Raw genomic sequence first — 21,500 nt, 5'->3', positions numbered from 1 at the left:
CAAAAAGTTATGCAGCGATGGTCTCGCTGGCTTGCGGCATGCGGTGTCTGCGACGCCTTATTTCGTACAGTGCCTAATTCGCAGGGCATTGCCTTAATGGTCGATTTTATTCAATCAGATCAATGGGTTAAGCATGACTAATGATGAGTCGCCTCATTTAGCGATAGCCTCAGATCCACTTCTGTGTTTGATGATACTCCCGAGTCACTACCTGCCTCAGACCAATTTCCGCCAATTCACATAGGCGGAAATTTGACGAGAGGAGGGCACACACACGTTTTATGGGTGTCGTACCCAGGCGTCTGTGTACCGCTAGAACCTTCAAGCGTCATCAAAATAATCTCTGTCCAGGCTGAGTGATTGTGCCAGCGCGAATGAACGTTGCATAACGGATGTTATTTGTTCATTGCCTAGCTTGCGCTGCGTCTCAAAGATCCCATGTTCGACTAAGCACAATCTTATACTTGCATCCCTTAGCGCATCTAGAGTTGCAGTCTCAATTGGACTATACAATTGGGGTGAACAACCCGAGTCACGCATCATGCTCGCGGCCTCAAGGGTAACCTCTCGAACAACATTCCTAATCTGACGCTGGGAAAGCCCAGGGCGCCCATACTGCGTAAGGAAAAGAGGCAGTCCTTCAAAGTCTCCAGGCTTCATGCGCAAGCCTCGACTTACTAAATAGCGCTCGAGAAAAGGCAAAAAGTCTCGTGGTATCTTTGATCGAAAGATTACACCCCTGTAATTCGGCTCGTAAAACCAAGACTTTTTCTCGACAAAAAAGCTCAACGACGGCACCCATCCTTTAGAGTTTGCCAGGAAACGGATAGGTGTTAGCAGGTACTTAGTCATCGCCAGGATGAAAAGGGCTCTTTCGTAATTGCCATTTCCCTTACATAGCTCAGTCGCAGCTAAAATCAAATGATCCAAGTGAAGCGTTCGGATGCCCCGGTCAACTGTGACGCTTTCGTTTGATATTCCAGCCAAAAACAGAGGCTGTACATGCCTAGCGGGGTTGTGCGAGAGAACCTGTCTAGAGATCAAAAAATCAAAAAATCAAAAAGTCTTGAACATGCCGAGCATACTACAATCAACATATTCTTCTTTAACATTTCGGACTCACCTTGTTTTCGGCAAAATGGTCGCCAACCAGGGTTTATAATGCATTCACCATTATGATGTCGGATGAATCGGCGGTGTGGAAAAGAACTTATCCATTCTCTCGGAGGTGAAGACGTGAACTCTAGAAATGATTTAAACCCTAAGGCATCGATCATACTCAGTGGCGAATTCTTCACTTCCCAGCACCATAGCAGCAGGCGCTCCACAATGGATCTAACCGACCCAAAACCAGCGACACTTCACTGGTAATATCAGCAGTTACGTAGCTAGCAACAAATTCTCGCGCCAATTCAGCGAAGCGCGGAGCGAGCAAGCGCACCTCGAAACCTTCTAGGTAGGCTTTAACGTCAGGATGACGATAAAAATATGTATGAGCATCCAACGCGATTTCGCTTGCGCTCGCAAAAATAGGTATAGGCCGCATCGGCTACGTCTCGACTCGATCGCACTAATCGGAAATTTAAACTGCGATCAGAAAAATTATCAAGTCACGAGTTAAGCGCCTTGGCCAACTCTCCTTAACTATGTCATAGAGATTTATCATTTTATTTGTCTATAAAAGCCTATCATTTACTTTGTCAGGGCAAGCTTGTAATGCCTGGAAACTCAACGAATTTTATTGAGCACTTAAAACTGTTATTTATTATTTTGGCAGCGCTGTGGTGCGTGTACGGGTGCAAAATCTCATTAATCGGTTACGAACGGTCCCGACGAATTTCGAGGGGAGAGGCTACGTGCTTGATTACTCAGTATCTTTTTTCGCGTCGACGCTTCTCATTTTCTTAGACCAGTCACAGCTGGTGACACACTCAGTCCAACAAGCTTATCTAATATTTAACATAATACACATTATGCGCACTTGGGTATTTCCAGTTCGATACACCCTGGGGTACATTCGAACCCAGGAACCGCATACAGCGTCCTCCTGTAAGACCGCTCACGGAAATCCTTTTCCCATGTCCCACCATCTATCAGCTGACCACATCATCGACCTCTACGATCGCCATGCATTCACCTGGCACCAAAAACGTGCCAATCACTCCACCGATCGCAAATGGATTGAGCGTTTCGGGGCCTTGTTGAGGCCGTCAGCAACTGTTTTAGATCTGGGCTGCGGCTCTGGCCAACCTGTGGCGCGACATTTGGTCGGAATCGGCGCCCGCATTGTGGGTGTAGATTCTTCCAGCCAGATGCTGACCCTTTGCAGTGCACAGTTTCCTGAACAGCAATGGATTCACGCAGACATGCGCGGGCTTGCATTGGGACGCCAATTCGACGCGATCATTGCTTGGAACAGCTTTTTCCATCTCAAACCCTCCGATCAGCGCGGGATGTTCCCGGTTTTTCGTCGTCACGCGGCTCCAGGGGCGTTGCTCATGTTCACGAGTGGGCCTTCATACGGTGAAGCCTTGGGTACATTCGAAGGCGAAACGCTGTATCACGCGAGCTTAAATGCCAAGGAATACGCCGATCAGTTGCGCATCAACGGGTTCGAGGTACTCGATCACGTTGTTGAAGATCCAGAATCTGGAGGACTAACCGTATGGTTAGGGCGCCTCCTGCCCTAAACCAATATAACTACAGGTGATAACTACACTAAATATTCATTTAGTTTAGTTATAATATATTCCTCCGTATCGTCGTATATCCAGCCCTACCTTGCCAAGTTTTCATCTGATGATGCCCTGATGACCGGGCCTGTTATTTCATCCCTTACTGATTCTTGGCCTTCACCCCAGACAACTCAAATCCGCCTCTGGAACCTATTATCGCAAAGCACAGTCTTTGCCAATGACACCCCAGCATCAGTACTCGCCTGCCGTCCATCCCCCGGCCCACGCCAGCGAGATGGCTGCGTGGCCCTCTCGAGAGCACGCCCTTGGAAAACCCTAGGCAATCCGCCCCGTATCGCTCGCTTGACTGGTTGAACTTCTTCCTTGCCGATGTACGTGACGGACTTGGCCCGTACCTTGCCATCTACCTGCTTGCCGTTCATCAATGGCAGCCCGCAAGCATCGGGCTGGTCATGACGATTGCCGGTGTCACTGCCCTGCTCGCCCAGACGCCCGCCGGCGCCCTGATTGACCGTACGCCCGCCAAGCGTGCCGTGGTGGTCATCGCGGCAGTTCTGGTAACCGGGAGCTGTGTGCTGTTGCCTTTTATCACGTCATTTACCTGGGTCGCTATAACCCAGACTGTAAGCGCCCTGGCCGGGTCCGTATTCGCGCCGGCGATCGCTGCCATCTCACTGGGGCTGACCGGACCGAAGGCGTTCACGCGACGCGTAGGGCGCAACGAAACCTTCAACCATGCTGGCAATGCGTTCTCTGCACTACTGGCCGGTGGGCTCGCCTACCTTTATGGCCCAGTAGTGGTGTTCTATCTGATGGCTGCCTTGACCGTGGCCAGCATCATCGCAGTAGCATGCGTGCCGGGCGCCGCCATCGACCATCATGTGGCTCGCGGCCTGGCCCATGGCCCGAACGATCAAGACAATCCGGCTGGCTTTGCGCTGCTATTGCATAACCGCACATTGCTGATCTTCGCGATCTGCTGCGCTTTGTTCCACCTGGCCAATGCGGCCATGCTGCCATTGGTAAGCCAGAAGCTCTCCCAGGTCGACCTGCGCCTGGCCACGCCGCTGACCTCGGCCTGCATCGTGGCAGCCCAGTTGGTCATGGTGCCCATGGCGCTGTTGGTCGGGGCGCGTGCCGAACAATGGGGGCGCAAGCCGTTCATGCTCGTGGGGTTCCTGATACTCCCGCTGCGCGGCGCCCTCTACACCTTGTCGGACAATCCCTTCTGGCTTGTAGGCGTGCAATTACTTGACGGCATTGGCGCCGGCATTTTCGGGGCGTTGTTCCCGATCATCGTCAAGGACCTCACCGAGGGCACCGGGCGGTTCAACGTCAGCCTTGGGGCGCTTACCGCCGTGTTCGGCCTTGGTGCGGCGCTAAGCCCTGGTCTGGCTGGGTTCGTCGTCCAAGCGGCGGGCTATAATGCAGCGTTCCTGACGCTGGCCGGCATCGCAGCCTGCGCCTTCGTGCTTGTGTTGATAGCCCTGCCCGAAACCCACCCGCGTCAGGGCGATGCGCCCTCCTCCTCAATGCCGTCAGCCGCCGGAAACTGAACCCTTCATGCACCTGAGCCAAACCTCATTGATCATCTGGATCGTCTCGGCACTGGCTACCGCCGGCGTCATACTCCGACCCTTCAAGGTGCCGGAGTTTATCTGGGCGCTGGGTGGCGCCATCGCACTCGTGCTGTTTGGGCTGATTGCGCCGATGAACGCCTTGGCCGCCGTGGCCAAGGGCGGCGACGTATACCTGTTTCTGATCGGCATGATGGTGCTGGCCGAAGTGGCCCGTCAGGAAGGCCTTTTCGATTGGGTAGCCCGTTACGCCGTAGGACATGCCCGGGGGTCTGGCCAGCGCCTGTTCAATCTGGTTTTCCTGGTCGGCACTCTGGTGACCGTCTTTCTCTCGAACGATGCCACTGCCGTGGTGCTTACCCCGGCAGTGTATGCAGCCTGCAAGGCCGCCAAGGCTGAGCCCCTGCCCTATCTGTTCATCTGTGCGTTCATCGCCAATGCCGCTAGCTTTGTCCTGCCTATTTCCAATCCCGCCAACCTGGTGGTTTTCGGCAGCCAGATGCCGCCCTTGTGGGACTGGCTCAGGCAGTTCACTTTGCCTTCCTTGGCAGCCATCATGGCGACCTATCTCATGTTGCGCATTACCCAACGACGCCAGATCTGCCAACCGCTTGCCCTGACTGTGCAAACACAGCCTCTTTCAGCCGGTGCCCGTCTGTGTGCATGGGGTATTGCGCTGACTGCTTGCGTGCTGTTGGGTGCGTCGGCACTGGACGTACCCTTGGGCCTGCCTACCTTCAGCGCTGGTGTCGCGACCACCGCGCTGATTCATTTGCGCCAACGGCGCAGCCCGATGCCCGTTATGCGACACGTGGCCTGGAGTGTACTGCCATTGGTTGCGGGCTTGTTCGTATTGGTCGAAGCTGTGGCCCAGACAGGCGTGATCGAACACTTGGCGCACATGCTCATGACCATGGAACAGCAGTCTCAGGCCGCTGCGAGCTGGACCGCTGGGGTCGGTGTGGCCGTGGCAAGCAACTTGATGAACAACCTACCGACTGGGCTGATTGCCGGCTCAATGGTTGATATCGCCCACCTGCCTCGGCAAACCACTGCCGCGTTGCTGATCGGCGTCGACCTGGGCCCGAACCTGTCCATCACCGGGTCCCTTGCAACCCTGCTCTGGCTGGTGGCGATTCGACGTGAAGGCGAGTCTGTCAGCGCCTGGCAATTCCTGCGCCTGGGTCTGCTGATCATGCCGCCAGCCTTGGCCGCCGCGCTGTTGGCCCTTATGGTCTGATTGCCGCAAAGACCCCGCTGCGAAATCAACTGAGCATCCGATCACTGCTCGCCGCTGCGCATGCGCTGTCCAGGTCCGCACCCGCGAGGAAAGTGGCGTAGTGGTCGCGAAGCGCAGGTACCCAGCTGGCGACCTCTTCGAGCACATGCTCGGCTTGGTCCCGCGCCAGCCCAAAGTGGGCATGATGGCTCAGCAGGTTTAACCTGCTGATTTGGCTGCCTTCGCGCCCGACGGCCATGGCCAAAGCCTTGGCCGGCCCCTCATCGAGCATTGGCAGAACCTCGTAGAGCGGTGAAAGACGCCACTGGCCATCAAGCCAGATCACCGCATGGTTGCGCGGGTGGTCATCCGAGTTGCCAACCATGGCGTTGTAGCACATGCGTGTGAACAATGCTTGCAGGTCACCGACCGGCACTCCCCGACGGCGCATCTCGTCGGCCACTGCGGCATATTGCCAGTCTCTGTGGTATGGCGCGTTCCACTCTGAATCAAGCAGTGTCAGCGCACTGAGCATCGGAATCCGCCGCGCACCATCCTTGATGGGGAGCCGGTCGAAGCGCTCTACCAGCAAGGTGGACGGGCTGTGTGCATGCAGCGCCGTGCGTGCAACGCTCAGACCCTTCATTGCCGCAAACGTCATGCAGGCATGCTCGATGCTTGGTAGGTCGTAGTGATCGAAACGGTCGCGTGGCTTGGCCAGGATCAGCATGCCCTTGTCCTGCAGCGTTCGCTTCGGCCGCGCTCCACCCAGTGCCGAGCGCTGCTGACGCATGCTCAAGGCAGTGGTCGCCTCGGCAGTCAGTTGCCCATCATAAACCGCCTCACATGCCGCGATGAACTTGGCCAGGCCGTTTAGGCTCGGGATGGTACCCTCGCCAGTGCCTTCGTCGGGCGTGCGGGCCCGCCCCGCCATCAAGTTGCCGACGCGATCGTTGTTAGGAGACTTGAGCAGAAAGTCCAGCGTGCTCAAAGCTTGCCCATAAACCCGATGCAGCAAGCGCTCCCCCCAACCGTCCGGCATCGCATCGTTGATGAAGCCAGGTATGCCCCGGTTACGTGTGATGCCCGTGTAAGGTTCGGCACGCAGCGGGTAGTGGATCGGGTCTGGTACCCATCCGCCCTGCGCCACGTATTCAGGTGCGTAGACGAATTCGCCCAGTCTGCCCTTCAGGCTCAGGCGGCCGAGGGTGACTACTTGGCCGCTCTCGGGATGCTCCATGTAGATGTAGGCACGTTGCATCAGAACGCCTCAGGCTTGGGTTTGGGAAGGCGCACGCGTCGGGCTGAAAGTTGCTCAGGGTCATCCTCCAGCTGAACGAAACGGGCCATCTGGGCGCTGTGCTCAACGTCCTCGAGCGTTCGGAAGACCGTATCGTTGATGCCAAGCCGCCATAGCACCAGCATGAAGGAGCGCAGGTCTACGTGAGGCGAGCCCTGTTCGACCTTGCGCAACAGGTGCGGCGATATGCCAATAGCGGCCTTGATGTCCGCCTGCCGAATACCTAGCGCCAAACGCTGTGCCTTCACCAGCATGCCTACACGCGCGAGCATGTCGGCACAAGCCACGGGAAAGAAGTCTTGCATAATGCTCACCAACGTCAATTTTACGAGGCTTAAGACTTACGTCGGTTGCCTATAAAATGAGAAACCAGACTCATATAAGCGACTATAATCAACACTAAACAGTATAAGATCAATATTTGTTGACTCTATAGCTCGTAAAAATTGATCAAGGCTCTAGTAGCCAGGTGCCATTTAGCACATCCGTCCTAATCGCTCCTCCCTTCAACGCACGCTATATTCCAGGGCTTTCACCGCCAAGGAAACCTCCCATGAGTCCTTTCAAGCTGATCGCCATTGTCGGTGCGCTGTTCGCCGTGGCTGGCTGCCAAACCGTCAAGCCTTCCGATGACACGCTGAAGAAGCGTACCGAGTTCGTACTCAATACCAAGGTCTCCAAAGTAGAAGATGTGCGCAGCGACAGCACCATCACCTACTACACCGCCACGACTGGCAAAGGGCGATTCGAATGCCAGATGCCCAGTGGTGCGCTGGTCGCTGCGGCCGGCATGGGCATCTATCAACCCACCCCCAGCTGCGTGAAAGAAGGCCAGACCGGACGCTTTTGACCGGCGCTATGGCCGCTTTCAATAACGGGGCGAGGTGGCGGTATCACAGAGCGTGCGCAACATGGCCCGCAATTCGGCAGGGCGCACGGGCTTGGACAGCACTGCGATACCGCGACTCTGCACTGCGACCTGTATTCGGTCCGGATCATGCCCCGTCATGATCAAGGCTGGTACAGCCCAGCCCCGCTCGCTGCGCAGCTGCTCGATGCAATCGACTCCCGTGGCGTCCTGGCCAAGGTCATAATCGGCAACGATGACGTCGCAGTCCTCATTCGAAGCGGCAGCAGAACTATGGCCATCTACCTCGCATCCCCAGCGTTGCAACAGGGCCGACGTTGCCCTGAGCACGTTGTGGTCGTCCTCAATCAGGCAAACCCGCAGGCCGTTGAGCAAACCTGCAGCAGCCAGCTCTCGTTCAGGCGCTGCCCGTGTAGGTTGAGGCGTTATCTGCGGCAACCCCTTCAGGCTTACGGTGGTGCCGTGACCGGGTCGAGATCGCAGGTGCACCTGCACGTTCATCAGCCGCGCAAGCCGACGAACGATCGACAGGCCCAACCCGACGCCTTCGACGTCCTTGTCGCGCACTTGCCTGACCCGGTAGAACTCTTCGAACACCAGCGTCTGGTGTGCAGGTTCGATGCCTCGTCCCTGGTCACAGACCATGATGGCAAGCCCATCCCGGCAGCGGCGTACACCTATCAACAGTGGCCGTCCCGATGCGTATTTAAGGCTATTGGACAGCACGTTCTGGACCATGGTCGTCAATATGCCGCGGTCTGCACGCGTCCAGTAGGGACAAGGACGCATGCGTATCTCCACCCCCGCCCAGCGAGCAGCCTCGGCATGCTCACGTGCAAGGGCTTCGAGAAAATCGCCCAGAGCAAAGGTTTCGTAGCGCGGCTGCACCCGCCCGTTATCCAAGGTATACAGGTCCAGAATCGACCGAAACAGCTGGGACACGTTCAGCAACGATCGGTCAATGCTGTCCACCAGCCTGCGTTCCTCCTCGCCCAGCCGCGCCTCACGCAAACACGCCGTGAACAGACTGATGGAGTGAATGGGTTGGCGCAGGTCGTGGCTCGCCTGGGCCAGAAAGCGGGACTTCTCGCGATTAGCTGCAGCCGCCTGCTCCAAAGCTCGGCGCGTGCGTTCGAGCAGCAAGTGCGCATAGACGGGTATCACGGTACTGGTGGTCAGCAACATCAGCACCAGAAAAGGGTTGGCCTGCCAGTAAGGCGTCAGCCGGTACACCACTACCAGCGCGACCAGCGCCAGCCCGGTCGCGATGGCCAGGTACCGGGAGCCGAAACGCATGCCGTTGCCCAGGTTGACCCACACCATCACGGCATACAGCGGCAGCGCCGCTTCACCGCCGACCACCAAGCCGAAGCAGGTGCCTGTGTAGTCGTGCACCATGCCCAGCACCCGGCGCCACGGATAATGCCCGGGCCAGCGTGCGATGGCCTGGCGCAGAAGCACCGATACCAAGAGAAAGACGAAGATATAGACAACCACCGGCACGTAGAGCGCGGCAGAGCGGTCCAGCAGAAATACCAGCATCGCCACATAGGCGAACGCGCAACTGCCAACAATCAGACGCAAGTTCGCTTGGTCGAGCTCGTTATTTTTATCCATGACCATGGCCGTAATCCTTATCATCAGGCGCCTTTGCTCCCATCACGGGGCAGCACGCACGTGCCAGGGCTGCTACGTTACCATGGCCTGATCGACCTGCGGCCAAAGGGAGTTGCCAAGCGTGACTAGTCGAATAATCGTGGCGGACGACCATCCGCTGTTCAGGGAAGCCATGGTGCGTACCGTCTGCCGTGTGCTGCCAAGCGCCTGCGTGGCCGAGGCTGGTAGCCTGGATGAGGTATTGCAGATTGCCAGCGTTGGCGAGGCCCTGGACACCCTGATCCTAGACCTGCGTTTTCCGGGCCTGGATTCCGTCAGCCGCCTTGCCCAGCTGAAACGCCAACTGGCGCGCACGACCTTGATCGTCGTCTCGATGGTGGACGATCCGGTCATCATCGACCAGGTCATGGCCTGCGGCGTGGATGGTTTCATCGGCAAAAGCCTGAGCGCCGAGCAAATGGGCGCCGCCATCCTCGCCGTTCGAGCAGGGGAAGTGCTGGTGCGTTACCTGCCTTCCGGCTTGCTGCCGGTCGCCAATGCCGACGCGGGTACCGAGCACCTGACTCAACGCCAACAAGATGTGTTGCGTTTGATCGCACAAGGCAAGACCAACAAAGAGATAGCCAAAGCCCTGGACATCTCGCCCTTCACGGTGCGCATCCACGTTTCGTCACTGCTCAAGGCACTCAACGTCAGCTCGCGGACCGCTGCTGCCGTCAAGTACTCGGCTGGATAGCACCGTTGGTCAGACCTGCGCCTGCGCAGACGGACTTCTACCCCTGCAGTGGCGCTCTGAAAAAGTGAGGGGTCTGGCAATGGCTGTTCCTCTCACTCCTGTGTTGGCCCGCCTTCGGGGCGGGCCTTTTTTCCAAACCAACGGAGGCGCATGCAGTGATCCAGAAACTTATGATGGGTGGCGGCAATGTCCAGGACGACTGGCCCGAGCTTGAACAAGAGCAGCGCAATGACAGAGTCGACGACCCCGACACTGACCCGGGCCTGACCGATGACGATCAAAATCGTCCAGGCGTACCTGCCAGCGACCCTGAGGCGGGTGTGTAATCAGGTAATGGAAGAGGTTGCGCAATCAGGCGGTGGTGGCAGGGTCTTCCAGGGACTGTCCGGGCTTACTGCCTGATAGGCGCCAAGTCACATCCGTGACGCCGTAGCGCTCAGCCATAGGCCGGCTGACCTTGCGGATCTTCTCGCGCCCGAATTTGGGGATGATGCCGATGCCGGCATCACAGCTCGCCCAGTGCCAGGCCTCGGCATTATCCAGACGTTCCAGACGAATGATGAAGGTGCGAGGCTCGCCATGGAGCCGGTAATCGATGATGTACAACTGGGGACTAGGCATCGCTGCACCCTCCTCTTTTGCGTGGATGACCCTGCGATGGAGTGCAGCGCAGCGCTAAAGATTCAATCGGATATGCGTCGTTGCCCCCCGACGGGTGCCCAGCACGGCCTCGGCGGGCACCCACGACAAGGTCAGCCGCGTGCTTCGCTCGTTACATTGCGCCCGCCGCCGTGGCTGTTCTGACCACCCTTGCGTCCAGCCTGCGAGGCGCGCTCACGGTCATTGGCGAAGTTCCCACCTGAAACTTGGCCCCCTTTCTGCCCAGCGCGGGAGGCCTTTTCGCGGTCGTTGGCGAAATTGCCTGGATTGGTTTCCTTGGTGCCGCCACGTTGACCGGTCGATTTCTGATCACGAGCCATTTCGTTTCTCTTTGCGGTTCTGGAAATGCGCACGACATCAAGCCGTGCCCTTCATCGGAACCCACTCGATAACAGGCTACTCAGTCCCATGGCATGGGTTGCAGACCGGTGGCGCGAAAAGATTATCTGGCCGAACACTTGCGGACCAGTCATTAGCGTCGCATCAAGGCACTCGCGAATATCCGTGCGCGTTGACTATAATGGCGCTCCTCTTGCCCCGCGATGTGTCGATGGGCTGTCTGTCAGGTCTGTACAGGGCACCGCCATGAAGTCGACCGTTAACCAGCCCGCCGCGCCGCATCCCTCGAACCTCAGTCCTAGCCATCTCAATTTCCCTGTGGTGGGTATTGGTGCCTCAGCGGGGGGCATCGAAGCTATCTGTACCCTGTTCAGGCAGATGCCCGCCGACTCAGGCATGGCGTTCGTCATCGTGCTGCACCTGTCTCCAGACCATCAAAGCATCGCTGATCGGATCATTCAGGAAACAACCAGCATGCCGGTGCGTCAGGTAACCGAACCGGTGCCCATCGAACGCAACCATGTGTACGTCATCTCTCCTGCCAATCGGCTATCGACCAATGATGGCTACCTGCGGGTAGCGCCGGCCAACAGGCGGCGCGGTGACCATGTGGCCATCGACCTGTTCTTCCGCGACCTGGCCGACGTGCACAAGGATCATGCCTTTTGCGTAGTCCTCTCCGGCACGGGCGCGGACGGCGCCGTAGGGCTGGCACGTGTCAAGGAGCAAGGCGGCCTCACCCTGGTACAGAGCCCGGATGATGCTCAGTTTGACAGCATGCCCCGGGCGGCCATCGAGACGGGTCTGGTCGACGTCGTGCTCCCAGCGGCAGAGCTCGCCCAAAAGCTGATGGAGCTGTGGCACAACGCGCGCCAGGTCAATCTGCCACGCATCGAAGACGACAGTCTACCGCCGGCGCTGGGTACCCGAGCCGGCGACCCCCAGGCGTGCGAACCTTTGCTGGAAGAGATCCTGCTGCAATTGCGCAGCGCCACTGGCCATGATTTCCAGCATTACAAGCGCGCCACTGTGCTACGGCGTATCGAGCGCCGTCTGCATGTCACGGGACAGGCCGATCTTCGCGCCTATCTGCACTACCTCGAAACCCATGAGGATGAATCCGCAGCCTTGTTGGCGGACATGCTGATCGGGGTTACTAATTTTTTCCGCGACCGCGAGGCGTTCGAGGCGCTTGAGCGTATCGTCATGCCCCAACTGGCAAGCGAGCCGGACCAAGGCGATAACCCAGCCGAAATTCGCATCTGGTCCGCGGGTTGTTCGACGGGAGAGGAGTCTTACAGCCTGGCCATGCTGACGTGCGAGCAGTTGGCCTTGGACCAGCGCGCCAACAAGGTGCAGGTGTTTGCCACAGACCTTGACGAGCGTGCCATTGGCCATGCCCGCACCGGCCTTTATCCAGAGTCCATCATTACCGATGTGCCACCCTCGCGTCTGCGCCAGTTTTTCGCCAAAGAAGACCAGCACTATCGAGTGCGTAAGGAAATACGAGAGAAAGTGCTGTTCGCCCGGCATAACCTGCTGTCCGATCCGCCTTTCTCGCAATTGGGCTTGATCGTCTGTCGCAATCTGCTGATCTACCTGGACCGTGAAATCCAGCGGGACATCCTGCGCATGTTCCATTTCGCCCTGCGCCCGGGTGGCTACCTGTTCCTGGGCTCGTCCGAATCGGCTGAACTGGCTGGCGATCTGTTCGCGGTGGTGGACAAGCGTAATCGCATCTACCGGGCACGCGAGGTCGCCCATTGCGGCACGCGTCCGGGGCGTCAGTTGCAAGGGACTGATCTAGGCGCTCTGAAGCAACCGGCCACCGCCAAAAGCAGAGCCCAGCGCAAGCCCTCTTACGCTGAGGTACACCATCGTGCACTGGCCCGCCGGACCCCGCCGAGTCTGATCATCGACGGTGAGGGTACCCTCCTTCATCTGAGCGAAGGTGTCGGGCGCTACATGCAATTGGGCAGCGGTGAATTGAGCCGCAACGTGCTCAACCTGGTACTGCCCAGCTTGCGACTGGCGCTTCGCAGCACCTTGTTCCAGGCGCGCCAGGGCACCCATGCGGTCACCTCTCGCCCTGTGGACCTAGGCGAGGAGGGTCAGCGCTGCCAGGTCGAAATTACCGTGCAACCGCATAAAGATGAGCAAACGGCCGGCGAATACCTGCTGGTGGTGTTCGAAGAGCGTGCGCCCGATCCGTCATTGCCGTTAGTCGATGCCATTCGCCAGACCGACAGCATGGTGCTCAATAACCTGGAGCGAGAGTTGCAGCGCATGCGCTTGCAATTGCAGGAGACCATTGAGCAGTCGGAGCTATCGAGCGAAGAACTCACGGCCTCCAACGAAGAGATGCAGACAATCAACGAAGAGCTTCGCTCGGCCAGCGAAGAACTGGAAACCAGCAAGGAAGAGCTGCAGTCAATCAACGAAGAGCTGTTGACCGTCAATTACGAGCTCAAGAGCAAGGTCGAGGAGACCGACAAGGTCAATGACTACCTGCGCAACTTGATCGCCAGCACCGACATCGCCGCCGTGTTCGTCGACCGCAACCTGCACATTCGCTGGTTCACCCCACGTGCGACCGACCTGTTCAACATGCTGCCGGTGGACACAGGGCGCTCCCTGCTGGACATCACTCATCGCCTGGACTACCCCGCCCTGGCCGATGATGCGCGCGCCGTGGTCAATGGCGAGCACATCATCGAGCGGGAAATCGGAGGCCAGGCCTACCACTGGTACCTGGCCCGGTTGCTGCCCTACCGCTCAAGCGAACAGAAGATCGACGGCGCCGTGCTCACCTTCATTGACATCAGCAAGAGCCGCGCGGCCGAAGAGCGTGTGCGACTTGGCGAAGAGCGCATGCGAGTGGTCGCTGAAAGTACCCACGACTTCGCCATCATCCTGTTGGATGAGCAGGGCCTGATCACTGACTGGAATACAGGTGCTGCATTGATCTTTGGCCATGAAAAGGCCGATGTCGAGGGCCGACATTACCAGTTCATCTTCACTGAGGAAGACCGCCAGCACGGCATCCCCGAGCAGGAATTGCAGACGGCGCGCGCCAACGGCCGTAGCCAGGATGAGCGCTGGCACATGCGCAAGGACGGGAGCCGCTTCTATGCCAGTGGTGAAATCTCGCGCTTGAAGGGCAACTCATTGCGTGGCTTCGTCAAGATTGCTCGGGACCTGACCGGGCATAAGCGCCTGCACGATGAGCAGAGCAAGCAACTGGCCGAGTCGCAAAGCAGCAGCCACATGAAGGATGAGTTCTTCGCCATCATGTCCCACGAACTCAAACACCCCCTCAACCTGATCCAGCTCAACGCCGAGATCCTGCGTCGTCTGCCTTCGATCGCCCACGTCGCCGCTGCGAGCAAGGCTGTGGGCACCATTCGCGAAGCCGTGGCCAGCCAGGCGCGCATCATCGATGACCTGCTGGACGTGGCCCGTATCCGTACCGGCAAGCTCAAGCTCAAGACCGAAGCGGTGGACGTGGTTGCCATCATCGAGGGTATCCATGCGGTGGTCATCAGCGAGCAGCCTGACTCGGCGGTTGTGCTGGAACTGCCTGCAGACGGCTTGCCACTGTTCATCGACGGGGATAGCACACGCCTGGAGCAAGTGATCTGGAACCTGCTCAACAACGCCCTGAAGTTCAGCCCACCCGGCAGCACCATCCGGTTGTCGCTGAGCCATGATGACACGCAGGTTTCGCTCAGCGTGATCGACCAAGGCATCGGCCTGACGGCAGATAGCCTGGAACACATTTTCGACCTGTTCAGCCAGGCGGCTTCGCCGCTCGGGCATGCGGCGCGAGAGGGCTTGGGCATTGGGCTATCGCTGGTCCGCCAGTTGGTGGAGGCCCACGGCGGAAGCGTATGCGCGCACTCCGCCGGTCTTGGTCAGGGCTGTACGTTCACCGTCACCCTGCCCTTGTCCGCAAGCGGTAAAGGCGAGCAATTCGCCTGCCAGCAAACTGAACGCATGGGCCGGCTCGATGGCTTGCATGTACTGCTGGTGGATGACTCACCCGAGGTGCTCGACGTCATGCAACAGCTCCTGGAAATGGAGTGTGCGCAGGTGAGCGCGTTCGCGGACCCCCGCCAGGCGCTCGAAGCAGCACGGCAAACGGACTATGACGTCATTCTGTCTGACATCGGCATGCCAGTCATGGATGGCCATGCCCTGATAAAGGCCTTGCGAGACATCAAGCACCTGCAGCATACGCCTGCCATTGCCCTTACCGGCTATGGGGCGAGCGCTGATCAGCATCGGTCGAAGCAGTCTGGCTTTGATCGTCATCTGAACAAGCCTGTCGGCTACGACGAGTTGGTAGAGGCCATCGAGAGCCTCCACGGTTCGGTACCCTACTGACCGTTCGTCGGTCAATTGTTACAGTTTTATGACTTTTGCACGGTGCCCGGCGACTAACTCCTCATAGGAATGTGATTCGCCGGAGTACCCATGAAATCCGCCAAGCCCCGCGCAACCATCATCTGTCGGCATGGCAAACACGCTCATAAATGGCTGTGGGTTCGCAAGCCAAATGCCCCTTGGACGCTGCCAGGAGGCAAGGTAGAACCTGGTGAGACGCCGCTTGAGGCAGCCCAGCGCGAACTGCTGGAAGAGACAGGCCTGCAGGCCCACAATTTCACGCTGCTGATGCGCCACGAAACGCCACAACGCATGCATTATGTCTTCGAGGCCGAGTTCGACGAAGCACCGCAGCCCTGCGCCTTGCATGAGATCGCTGACTACCAGTTCGCCCATTTCGAGCATGTCAGCACGCTCAAGCAAGACATCAAGAAATTGATTCGCTCCTTGCTCGAGTGCGACGCAGCTACCGCAGCGTCTGTGCGCTAACGCCCACTTTTACTGGCTGCTATTTCAAAAGCAGGCGTGCCGCTCTAAGCGTGCACGCTCCATTGGCAGTCGCCCGCCTCTATCGGCAAGTCGTCGATTGCATGAATCATCCCGCTGTCCAGGGCCTCTTGTGGCCCAAGGATCCGCGGGGCCGCCATCAGGTAGCGCGGCACGTCAAGTGCATGTGCTGCGCCCTCGGTGCGCTGCGCCACAATCTGCGCGTACAGGCGCAAGTCATAATCCAGGCTCATGGCATATTCGGCCATGCGTGAGTGGTCGATGGAGCCGTGCAGCGTCCAGTGAAAGGGGTGGAAGAGGAACTTGCTGTGAGCGCACGCAGTGCGGTGCTCGCCGGCCAGGAACAGGATGTTGCCCATGGACTCGACCGTGCCCAGGTTGTGGGTATGCACACTGACCGGCAAGGTCCGCAGGTAGTTGTACAGGGTAAACCCGTAGCTGCACTCGCCGCCCATGGTGGCGACATTCAACTGCACCACCTCGGCCCCCTGGTTCACCGCCTTGGTGCAGGTGTTGATCAGATTGCCGCAGGTAGACGAGTTGATAGGGCCGGTGAAATGGATGATGTGTCGGGCCATGTGCACCTCCAAGAAGTGTCGATACAGAGCGTTGGTCACCACCCTGCCTGTCTAAAAGTGGCATCAAGCCTGCCCGCAAAGTTCAATTCCAGCCCTGCTCGCCACCACTGATCAACTGCGCCTGAACCCTCCTGCCACTGCACTGGTCGCAATGGTGAATGGAATGGAGATGCGATAGGAGGCAGCGTGAGCGAGGTACGCATTGGCATTTCAGGATGGCGATACGGTCCCTGGCGCAAGGACTTCTACCCCAAGGGGCTGCGCCAGGACGACGAGCTGGCCTTCGCGTCGAGAGCAGTCAATACCATCGAGATCAACGGCTCGTTTTACAGCCTGCAAACGCCCGAACGCTATCAAGCCTGGTATGACGCCACACCCGATGACTTCGTGTTCGCGGTCAAGGCACCGCGATACATCACCCACATCCGCAGACTCAAGGACATCGATACGCCATTGGCCAATTTCTTCGCCTCCGGGCCGCTCCTTCTCGGTAACAAGCTCGGCCCATTCTTATGGCAGTTCCCTGCCAACATGCGTTTCGACGCTGAGCGATTCGGTGCATTTCTGCAATCGCTGCCGAGTGACCGCGCCGCTGCCAGACGCAGCGCCAGTGGCTGCGAGCAACGCCTGCAAGGTAACGGCGGCACGCAGATACGCGGCAATGCGCCGCTACGCCATGCCGTAGAAATCCGTCACGAAAGTTTCCTGTGCGAGCGGTTCGTGCAACTGCTGCGCCAGCACAACGTCGCCCTGGTGGTTGCCGACAGTGCGGGCAAGTGGCCTTACGTGGAAGACGTCACCGCAGACTTCATGTACATGCGCCTGCATGGCGACGTCGAACTTTACAGCAGCGGTTATACAGTCAGCGCACTGCGCCGCTGGAAGAAACGGATCGAACAGTGGCGTGATGGGAGTCAGGCTGACGATGCACACCTGATCGTACAGGGCCCTCCCCCCCGGCGCTCAACCCGGGACGTGTACTGCTATTTCGATAACGACCAGAAAGTCCATGCCCCTTACGACGCGCGCCGATTGCTGGAAAAGATGCACTTGGACCACGAGCTTATGACAGAGCCGGGCGCCGAGCCGGAGGTGGAACTGTGAACCCTACTCTCCCCGCGCCAAGCTGCATCATAGACAAAGTCACTGCCGTGCACCGCCTGAACGTGCTGACGCTCAACGTGCACAAAGGCTTCACCTTCTTCAACCGCCGCTTCATCCTGCCGGAGCTGCGCGATGCGGTACGTGCCACGGGCGCCGACCTGGTGTTTCTCCAGGAAGTGCATGGCAGCCACCAACAGCATGCGATCAGCCACCCTGCCTGGCCGCAGGCGCCCCAGTACGAATTCCTGGCAGACAGCATGTGGCCGCAATTTGCCTATGGGCGCAACGCCGTCTATCCCCATGGCGATCACGGCAACGCCTTGCTCTCCAAATTTCCGATCGTGCGTTCGGAAAACCTCGACGTCTCGGTGGAGGGAAATGAACAGCGAGGCCTGCTGCACTGTCAACTGGAAGTACCCGGCCACGACGAAGTGCATGCGATCTGCGTGCACTTGGGGCTACGGGAGGCACACCGGCAGAAGCAGGTGAGTTTGCTGTTCGAGTTGCTCGACCGCCTGCCCGCCAAGGCGCCGGTGATCATCGCCGGCGACTTTAACGACTGGCGTCTGAAAGCAGATGCCGTGCTGTCGCAGCGCTTGATAGAGGCATTCGGGGAGCGTTTCGGCTCGCCAGCCCGCAGTTTTCCGGCACGCCTGCCGCTGCTTCGGCTTGACCGGATCTACGTGCGCAATGCCATGCCCCATGCTGCAAAGGTTTTATCCAACTATCCGTGGTCGCACCTATCCGACCACGCCCCCCTGGCAGCGGAGATCAACGTGTGAAAAGACCTTGGGTCGATGGCAACAGCGTCGAGCTGTTGATCAATGGTGAGGCGTTCTACCCGCGGGTCTTCGAGGCCATGGGCCAGGCGCGCAATGAAATCCTGCTCGAGACATTCATCATCTACGAAGACAAGGTAGGCCATCAGTTGCAGCGTGCGCTGATCGAGGCAGCGCAACGCGGGGTCCGTGTGGAAGTGGTTGCCGACGGGTACGGCACCGCTGACCTGTCGGCCGAGTTCATCGCGGCGATGACCGAGGCGGGAGTAAGGTTTCACCTGTTCGACCCCCAGCCTCGTCTGGCGGGCCTGCGCACCAACCTGTTCCGCCGGCTGCATCGCAAGATCGTCGTGATCGACGGGGAGCGTGCGTTCATTGGCGGCATCAACTACAGCGCCGACCATCTCGGCGACTATGGCCCCATGGCCAAGCAGGACTACGCCGTGGAGGTAACCGGGCCAGTGGTCGCGCAGGTGCATGCCGTCAGCCGTCGATTGATGTCGCCGGTGCTCGAGCCCCCAAGCGAGGTGCGCCCTGTCACCGACCCCACTGGCGACATCACCGCCGTGATGGTAGAGCGGGACAACGGCCAGCGCAGCACGGCTATCGAAGCCTATTATCTCGAAGCGCTGCGTGGCGCGCGCAAACGCATCGTGGTAGCCAATGCCTATTTTTTCCCAGGCTATCGCCTGTTGCGCGAGTTGCGTAATGCCGCGCGTCGCGGGGTTGAAGTGACACTCATCATGCAGGGTGAGCCTGATATGTGGTGGGTGCGCACCCTGGCTCGCCTGCTCTACAACTACCTGCTTCGCGACGGGGTGCGGATCCATGAGTATTGCCGGCGCCCCCTGCACGGGAAGGTCGCACTGGTGGATGACGAATGGTCCACGGTCGGTTCGAGCAACCTCGACCCGCTGAGCCTGTCGTTCAACCTTGAAGCCAACCTGTTCATCCGCAGCCGTGCCTTCAATCAGCAGCTCCATGACCACCTGCAGTCGCTGGCCAGCGAACAGTGCAAGACGGTCACCCTGGAGCGAATGGTTCGCGGCTACTGGTGGCGGGCGCCACTGATCTTCTTGAGCTTCCACGTCATACGTCACTTCCCGCGCATTGCCGGTTGGCTACCTGCGCATCGCAAGCGCCTGAAAACGCCTGGGCAAGCGGTAGAAACCCAAGGCAACCTGCATGAGGGCAACACCTGATGGAACGAAAGCGTTGGCAAGTGTGGGCCAAGCGTCTGTTCACCGTCCTGTTCCTTATCCTGATCCCGGCGTTGCTGTTCACGTTGGCGCGCAACCTGGATTGGAACGAGGTGCGTGAATCGCTGTTGGCCTACAAACCCGGCACATTGGCCGTCGGGTTGGTCATGGCACTGATGAGCTTCTTGATCTTCGCCAGCTATGACCTTCTGGCCCGTGCCTATACCGGTCACAAATTGCCAGTACGGCAAGTGCTGCCCATTGCCTTCGTGTGTTACGCCTTCAACCTCAACTTCACCACCTGGGTAGGCGGGGTTGCGTTGCGCTATCGGTTATACGGCAGGCTTGGGTTAGACACCCCAACCATCACACGCATTCTCACCTTGGGGCTATTGACCAATTGGATGGGCTACATGCTGCTGGCAGGCAGCGTGTTTGCCATGCGCCTGGTCGAGTTGCCGGCAAACTGGGCGGTCGGCAACACTGGGCTGCAGCTCATTGGCTTCGCGCTGTTGGCCATTTCGATCGGCTACCTGCTGGCCTGTGGTTTTGCCAAAAAACGTACCTGGCGCTGGCGCGAGCATGAACTGACTTTGCCTTCGCTGCGGCTTGCGCTGTGCCAGGTGGCCTTGGGCGCCAGCAACTGGGCAATGATGGCGCTGCTGATCTTCTGGCTGTTGCCAGAGCAGGCGTTCTATCCCTCCATCCTGGGGGTTCTGCTGATCAGTTGCGTGGCTGGGGTGGTGGCCCACATTCCGGCAGGGCTTGGTGTGCTGGAAACAGTGTTCCTGGGCCTGCTACAAGGGCAGATTCCACAAGGCAGCCTGATTGCAGCCTTACTGGCCTATCGGACCTTGTACTACCTGATACCGCTGGTGATGGCGGTCATCACCTACTTGGTGCTGGAAAAGCGCGCTAAGAGCATGCGCCGGCAAGATACGGCAGCACCAACGTGAAGGGGTGAGCTTGTTGGGTAAGTCGCACGGCTAGTGCGGCTCCAAGCTCAGCACAGCCCCCTTGCAAGGCCGCTTCTATAGAATTCGCTAACTTTCTGAAACGGTTCGAGACAGGTTGAACAGGCCGGGTCTGCCCAGGCAGACCCGGCTCAATACCCCTTACGGCGAAATAGGATCGCTCGCTGGGAAAGTCTCATCCAGCGCATTGTCCACACTGGTTTCCTTTTTCTGCTCAACCTTGCCACAGGTGCAGTCAGGCATGCGGCATGGCTCGCCGTTACGATGCCCGGTTGCACACGCTTCGCAGCAGTAGGCCTTGCCGTTCTGCGGCAAGGTGCTCACCGTGCAGGAACACTCGGTACAAGCGCAGCGTAATTCGCTCATCATCAGCTCCTTTCGTCTTCTTCGATTGCATCGTCAGTCCACGGTTTCCCGTCAAGCGGGTTGGTGCGGGCCAGTTCTGCTTCGTCGAGGCCACGACCGCCGCCGATCTCGATCGCGTCTACTTCAGTCAGCGCCTGATCGGCAGGGCCGCCGTACCCAGGCTCATGGGGATCTCGAGCGCCGGTTTCGTCCAGTAGCGTGTCCGGGCTCAGATCATCATCGGTGACACCGTCCTCATGCAGGCTGTCGGTCAGCGTCTCGCCGCCAGTCAAGCCGCTCTGGCGCACGCGCTCTTCCGGGAATTCCTGTTCCACTTCACGCTCTGGTCGCTCATCACCTACCCGCCCCTGACGGTCATCAAGGCGATCACTGAAGTTCAGCTCATGCACACTGCCCATACGATCCTCGATGTCATCGATCTCGGTCGGGGTATAGGCTTTGGGTTCATCGGGTCTGGACATTACGCCTCTCCATCAGTTGGCTTACCCAAAGTCGACTGCTTTGTACCCAGGAAGATTCAGAGTTTTACGCGGCCAGTGGCGGTTTTTTGAACTCCGGTGCCGTTCCCCGTCTCCCAAGATCAAGACAGCGCAGG

Annotated in this window: 19 protein-coding genes and 1 pseudogene; 12 read left to right on the top strand and 8 right to left on the bottom strand. The window is 58.7% G+C overall.

From position 1 onward, the window contains the following. Nucleotides 1–2,078 precede the first annotated feature (2,078 nt). From FS767_RS12330 to FS767_RS12320, 3 genes are all read left to right on the top strand, one after another. A complete protein-coding gene (locus FS767_RS12330) occupies nt 2,079–2,690 on the top strand; it encodes a class I SAM-dependent methyltransferase (RefSeq protein ID WP_144965871.1) in 612 nt (203 codons plus the stop codon). Between the two features lie 311 nt (nt 2,691–3,001). Further along, a complete protein-coding gene (locus FS767_RS12325; protein ID WP_144965869.1) occupies nt 3,002–4,252 on the top strand; it encodes an MFS transporter in 1,251 nt (416 codons plus the stop codon). A 7-nt stretch (nt 4,253–4,259) separates the two neighbouring features. Further along, complete coding sequence (locus FS767_RS12320) at nt 4,260–5,513, top strand: arsenic transporter (RefSeq protein WP_144965867.1); 1,254 nt, start codon at nt 4,260–4,262, stop codon at nt 5,511–5,513. 25 nt (nt 5,514–5,538) lie between these two features. On the opposite strand, the gene FS767_RS12315 is transcribed toward FS767_RS12320, so the two are convergent. Then, entirely contained in the window at nt 5,539–6,753 is a 1,215-nt protein-coding gene (locus FS767_RS12315) for a type II toxin-antitoxin system HipA family toxin (RefSeq protein ID WP_144965865.1), read from the bottom strand. Further along, nucleotides 6,753–7,097 carry a transcriptional regulator gene (locus tag FS767_RS12310; protein ID WP_078478616.1) on the bottom strand — a complete coding sequence of 115 codons (345 nt, stop codon included), beginning with the start codon at nt 7,095–7,097 and terminating at the stop codon, nt 6,753–6,755. Before FS767_RS12310 ends, FS767_RS12315 begins: the two co-directional genes overlap by 1 nt. 248 nt (nt 7,098–7,345) lie before the next feature. Between FS767_RS12310 and FS767_RS12305 the strand changes: the two genes are divergently transcribed. Further along, nucleotides 7,346–7,642, top strand: a complete 297-nt coding sequence (locus tag FS767_RS12305) for a hypothetical protein (protein WP_144965863.1) — start codon at nt 7,346–7,348, stop codon at nt 7,640–7,642. A gap of 18 nt (nt 7,643–7,660) precedes the next feature. Here the strand turns inward: FS767_RS12305 and FS767_RS12300 are convergent, their stop codons facing one another. After that, a complete protein-coding gene (locus FS767_RS12300) occupies nt 7,661–9,283 on the bottom strand; it encodes a hybrid sensor histidine kinase/response regulator (protein ID WP_144965861.1) in 1,623 nt (540 codons plus the stop codon). A 115-nt stretch (nt 9,284–9,398) separates the two neighbouring features. Between FS767_RS12300 and FS767_RS12295 the strand changes: the two genes are divergently transcribed. After that, nucleotides 9,399–10,013: a response regulator transcription factor gene (locus FS767_RS12295; RefSeq protein ID WP_144965859.1), complete on the top strand. Its 615-nt coding sequence runs from the start codon at nt 9,399–9,401 to the stop codon at nt 10,011–10,013. A 155-nt stretch (nt 10,014–10,168) separates the two neighbouring features. Beyond that, nucleotides 10,169–10,339, top strand: a complete 171-nt coding sequence (locus FS767_RS22855) for a hypothetical protein (RefSeq protein WP_153302504.1) — start codon at nt 10,169–10,171, stop codon at nt 10,337–10,339. A 25-nt stretch (nt 10,340–10,364) separates the two neighbouring features. Here the strand turns inward: FS767_RS22855 and FS767_RS12290 are convergent, their stop codons facing one another. Beyond that, a complete protein-coding gene (locus tag FS767_RS12290) occupies nt 10,365–10,634 on the bottom strand; it encodes a DUF6555 family protein (RefSeq protein WP_027915584.1) in 270 nt (89 codons plus the stop codon). 131 nt (nt 10,635–10,765) lie between these two features. Then, nucleotides 10,766–10,939, bottom strand: a pseudogene (locus FS767_RS12285) (general stress protein); the annotation flags it as partial. Between the two features lie 319 nt (nt 10,940–11,258). Between FS767_RS12285 and FS767_RS12280 the strand changes: the two are divergent. Together FS767_RS12280 and FS767_RS12275 are read left to right on the top strand one after the other, a co-directional pair. Next, nucleotides 11,259–15,398: a CheR family methyltransferase gene (locus FS767_RS12280; protein WP_144965857.1), complete on the top strand. Its 4,140-nt coding sequence runs from the start codon at nt 11,259–11,261 to the stop codon at nt 15,396–15,398. Between the two features lie 90 nt (nt 15,399–15,488). Next, nucleotides 15,489–15,887 carry an NUDIX hydrolase gene (locus FS767_RS12275; protein WP_058639282.1) on the top strand — a complete coding sequence of 133 codons (399 nt, stop codon included), beginning with the start codon at nt 15,489–15,491 and terminating at the stop codon, nt 15,885–15,887. Nucleotides 15,888–15,931: 44 nt separating this feature from the next. On the opposite strand, the gene FS767_RS12270 is transcribed toward FS767_RS12275, so the two are convergent. Continuing rightward, nucleotides 15,932–16,483 (bottom strand): ATP-dependent Clp protease proteolytic subunit, encoded by a 552-nt coding sequence (locus FS767_RS12270; RefSeq protein WP_144965855.1) that lies wholly within the window; start codon nt 16,481–16,483, stop codon nt 15,932–15,934. Between the two features lie 186 nt (nt 16,484–16,669). On the opposite strand from FS767_RS12270, the gene FS767_RS12265 reads away from it, so the two are divergent. The 4 genes from FS767_RS12265 to FS767_RS12250 are packed head-to-tail and all read left to right on the top strand — an operon-like array spanning nt 16,670 to nt 20,521. Continuing rightward, on the top strand, nt 16,670–17,587 hold the full coding sequence (locus FS767_RS12265; protein ID WP_144965853.1) for a DUF72 domain-containing protein: 918 nt from the start codon (nt 16,670–16,672) through the stop codon (nt 17,585–17,587). Next, nucleotides 17,584–18,369 (top strand): endonuclease/exonuclease/phosphatase family protein, encoded by a 786-nt coding sequence (locus FS767_RS12260; protein ID WP_058604593.1) that lies wholly within the window; start codon nt 17,584–17,586, stop codon nt 18,367–18,369. The genes FS767_RS12265 and FS767_RS12260 overlap by 4 nt, the downstream gene beginning before the upstream one ends. After that, entirely contained in the window at nt 18,366–19,568 is a 1,203-nt protein-coding gene (clsB, locus tag FS767_RS12255; RefSeq protein ID WP_144965851.1) for a cardiolipin synthase ClsB, read from the top strand. The genes FS767_RS12260 and clsB overlap by 4 nt, the downstream gene beginning before the upstream one ends. Then, nucleotides 19,568–20,521, top strand: coding sequence for a lysylphosphatidylglycerol synthase domain-containing protein (locus FS767_RS12250; RefSeq protein ID WP_144965849.1), 954 nt, complete (start codon nt 19,568–19,570; stop codon nt 20,519–20,521). Before clsB ends, FS767_RS12250 begins: the two co-directional genes overlap by 1 nt. 159 nt (nt 20,522–20,680) lie before the next feature. Here FS767_RS12250 and FS767_RS12245 read toward each other — a convergent pair whose 3' ends face one another. Beyond that, complete coding sequence (locus tag FS767_RS12245; protein ID WP_027915593.1) at nt 20,681–20,905, bottom strand: metallothionein; 225 nt, start codon at nt 20,903–20,905, stop codon at nt 20,681–20,683. Between the two features lie 2 nt (nt 20,906–20,907). Continuing rightward, a complete protein-coding gene (locus FS767_RS12240; RefSeq protein ID WP_144965846.1) occupies nt 20,908–21,366 on the bottom strand; it encodes a phosphotransferase system, HPr-related protein in 459 nt (152 codons plus the stop codon). Nucleotides 21,367–21,500 lie beyond the last annotated feature (134 nt).

Origin of the sequence: Pseudomonas sp. DE0010 (genome assembly GCF_007680745.1) — a bacterium.
GTDB lineage: Bacteria > Pseudomonadota > Gammaproteobacteria > Pseudomonadales > Pseudomonadaceae > Aquipseudomonas > Aquipseudomonas parafulva_B.
The sequence above is the reverse complement of the archived record's forward strand: the minus strand, read 5'-3'. Positions and strand labels throughout refer to the sequence as shown.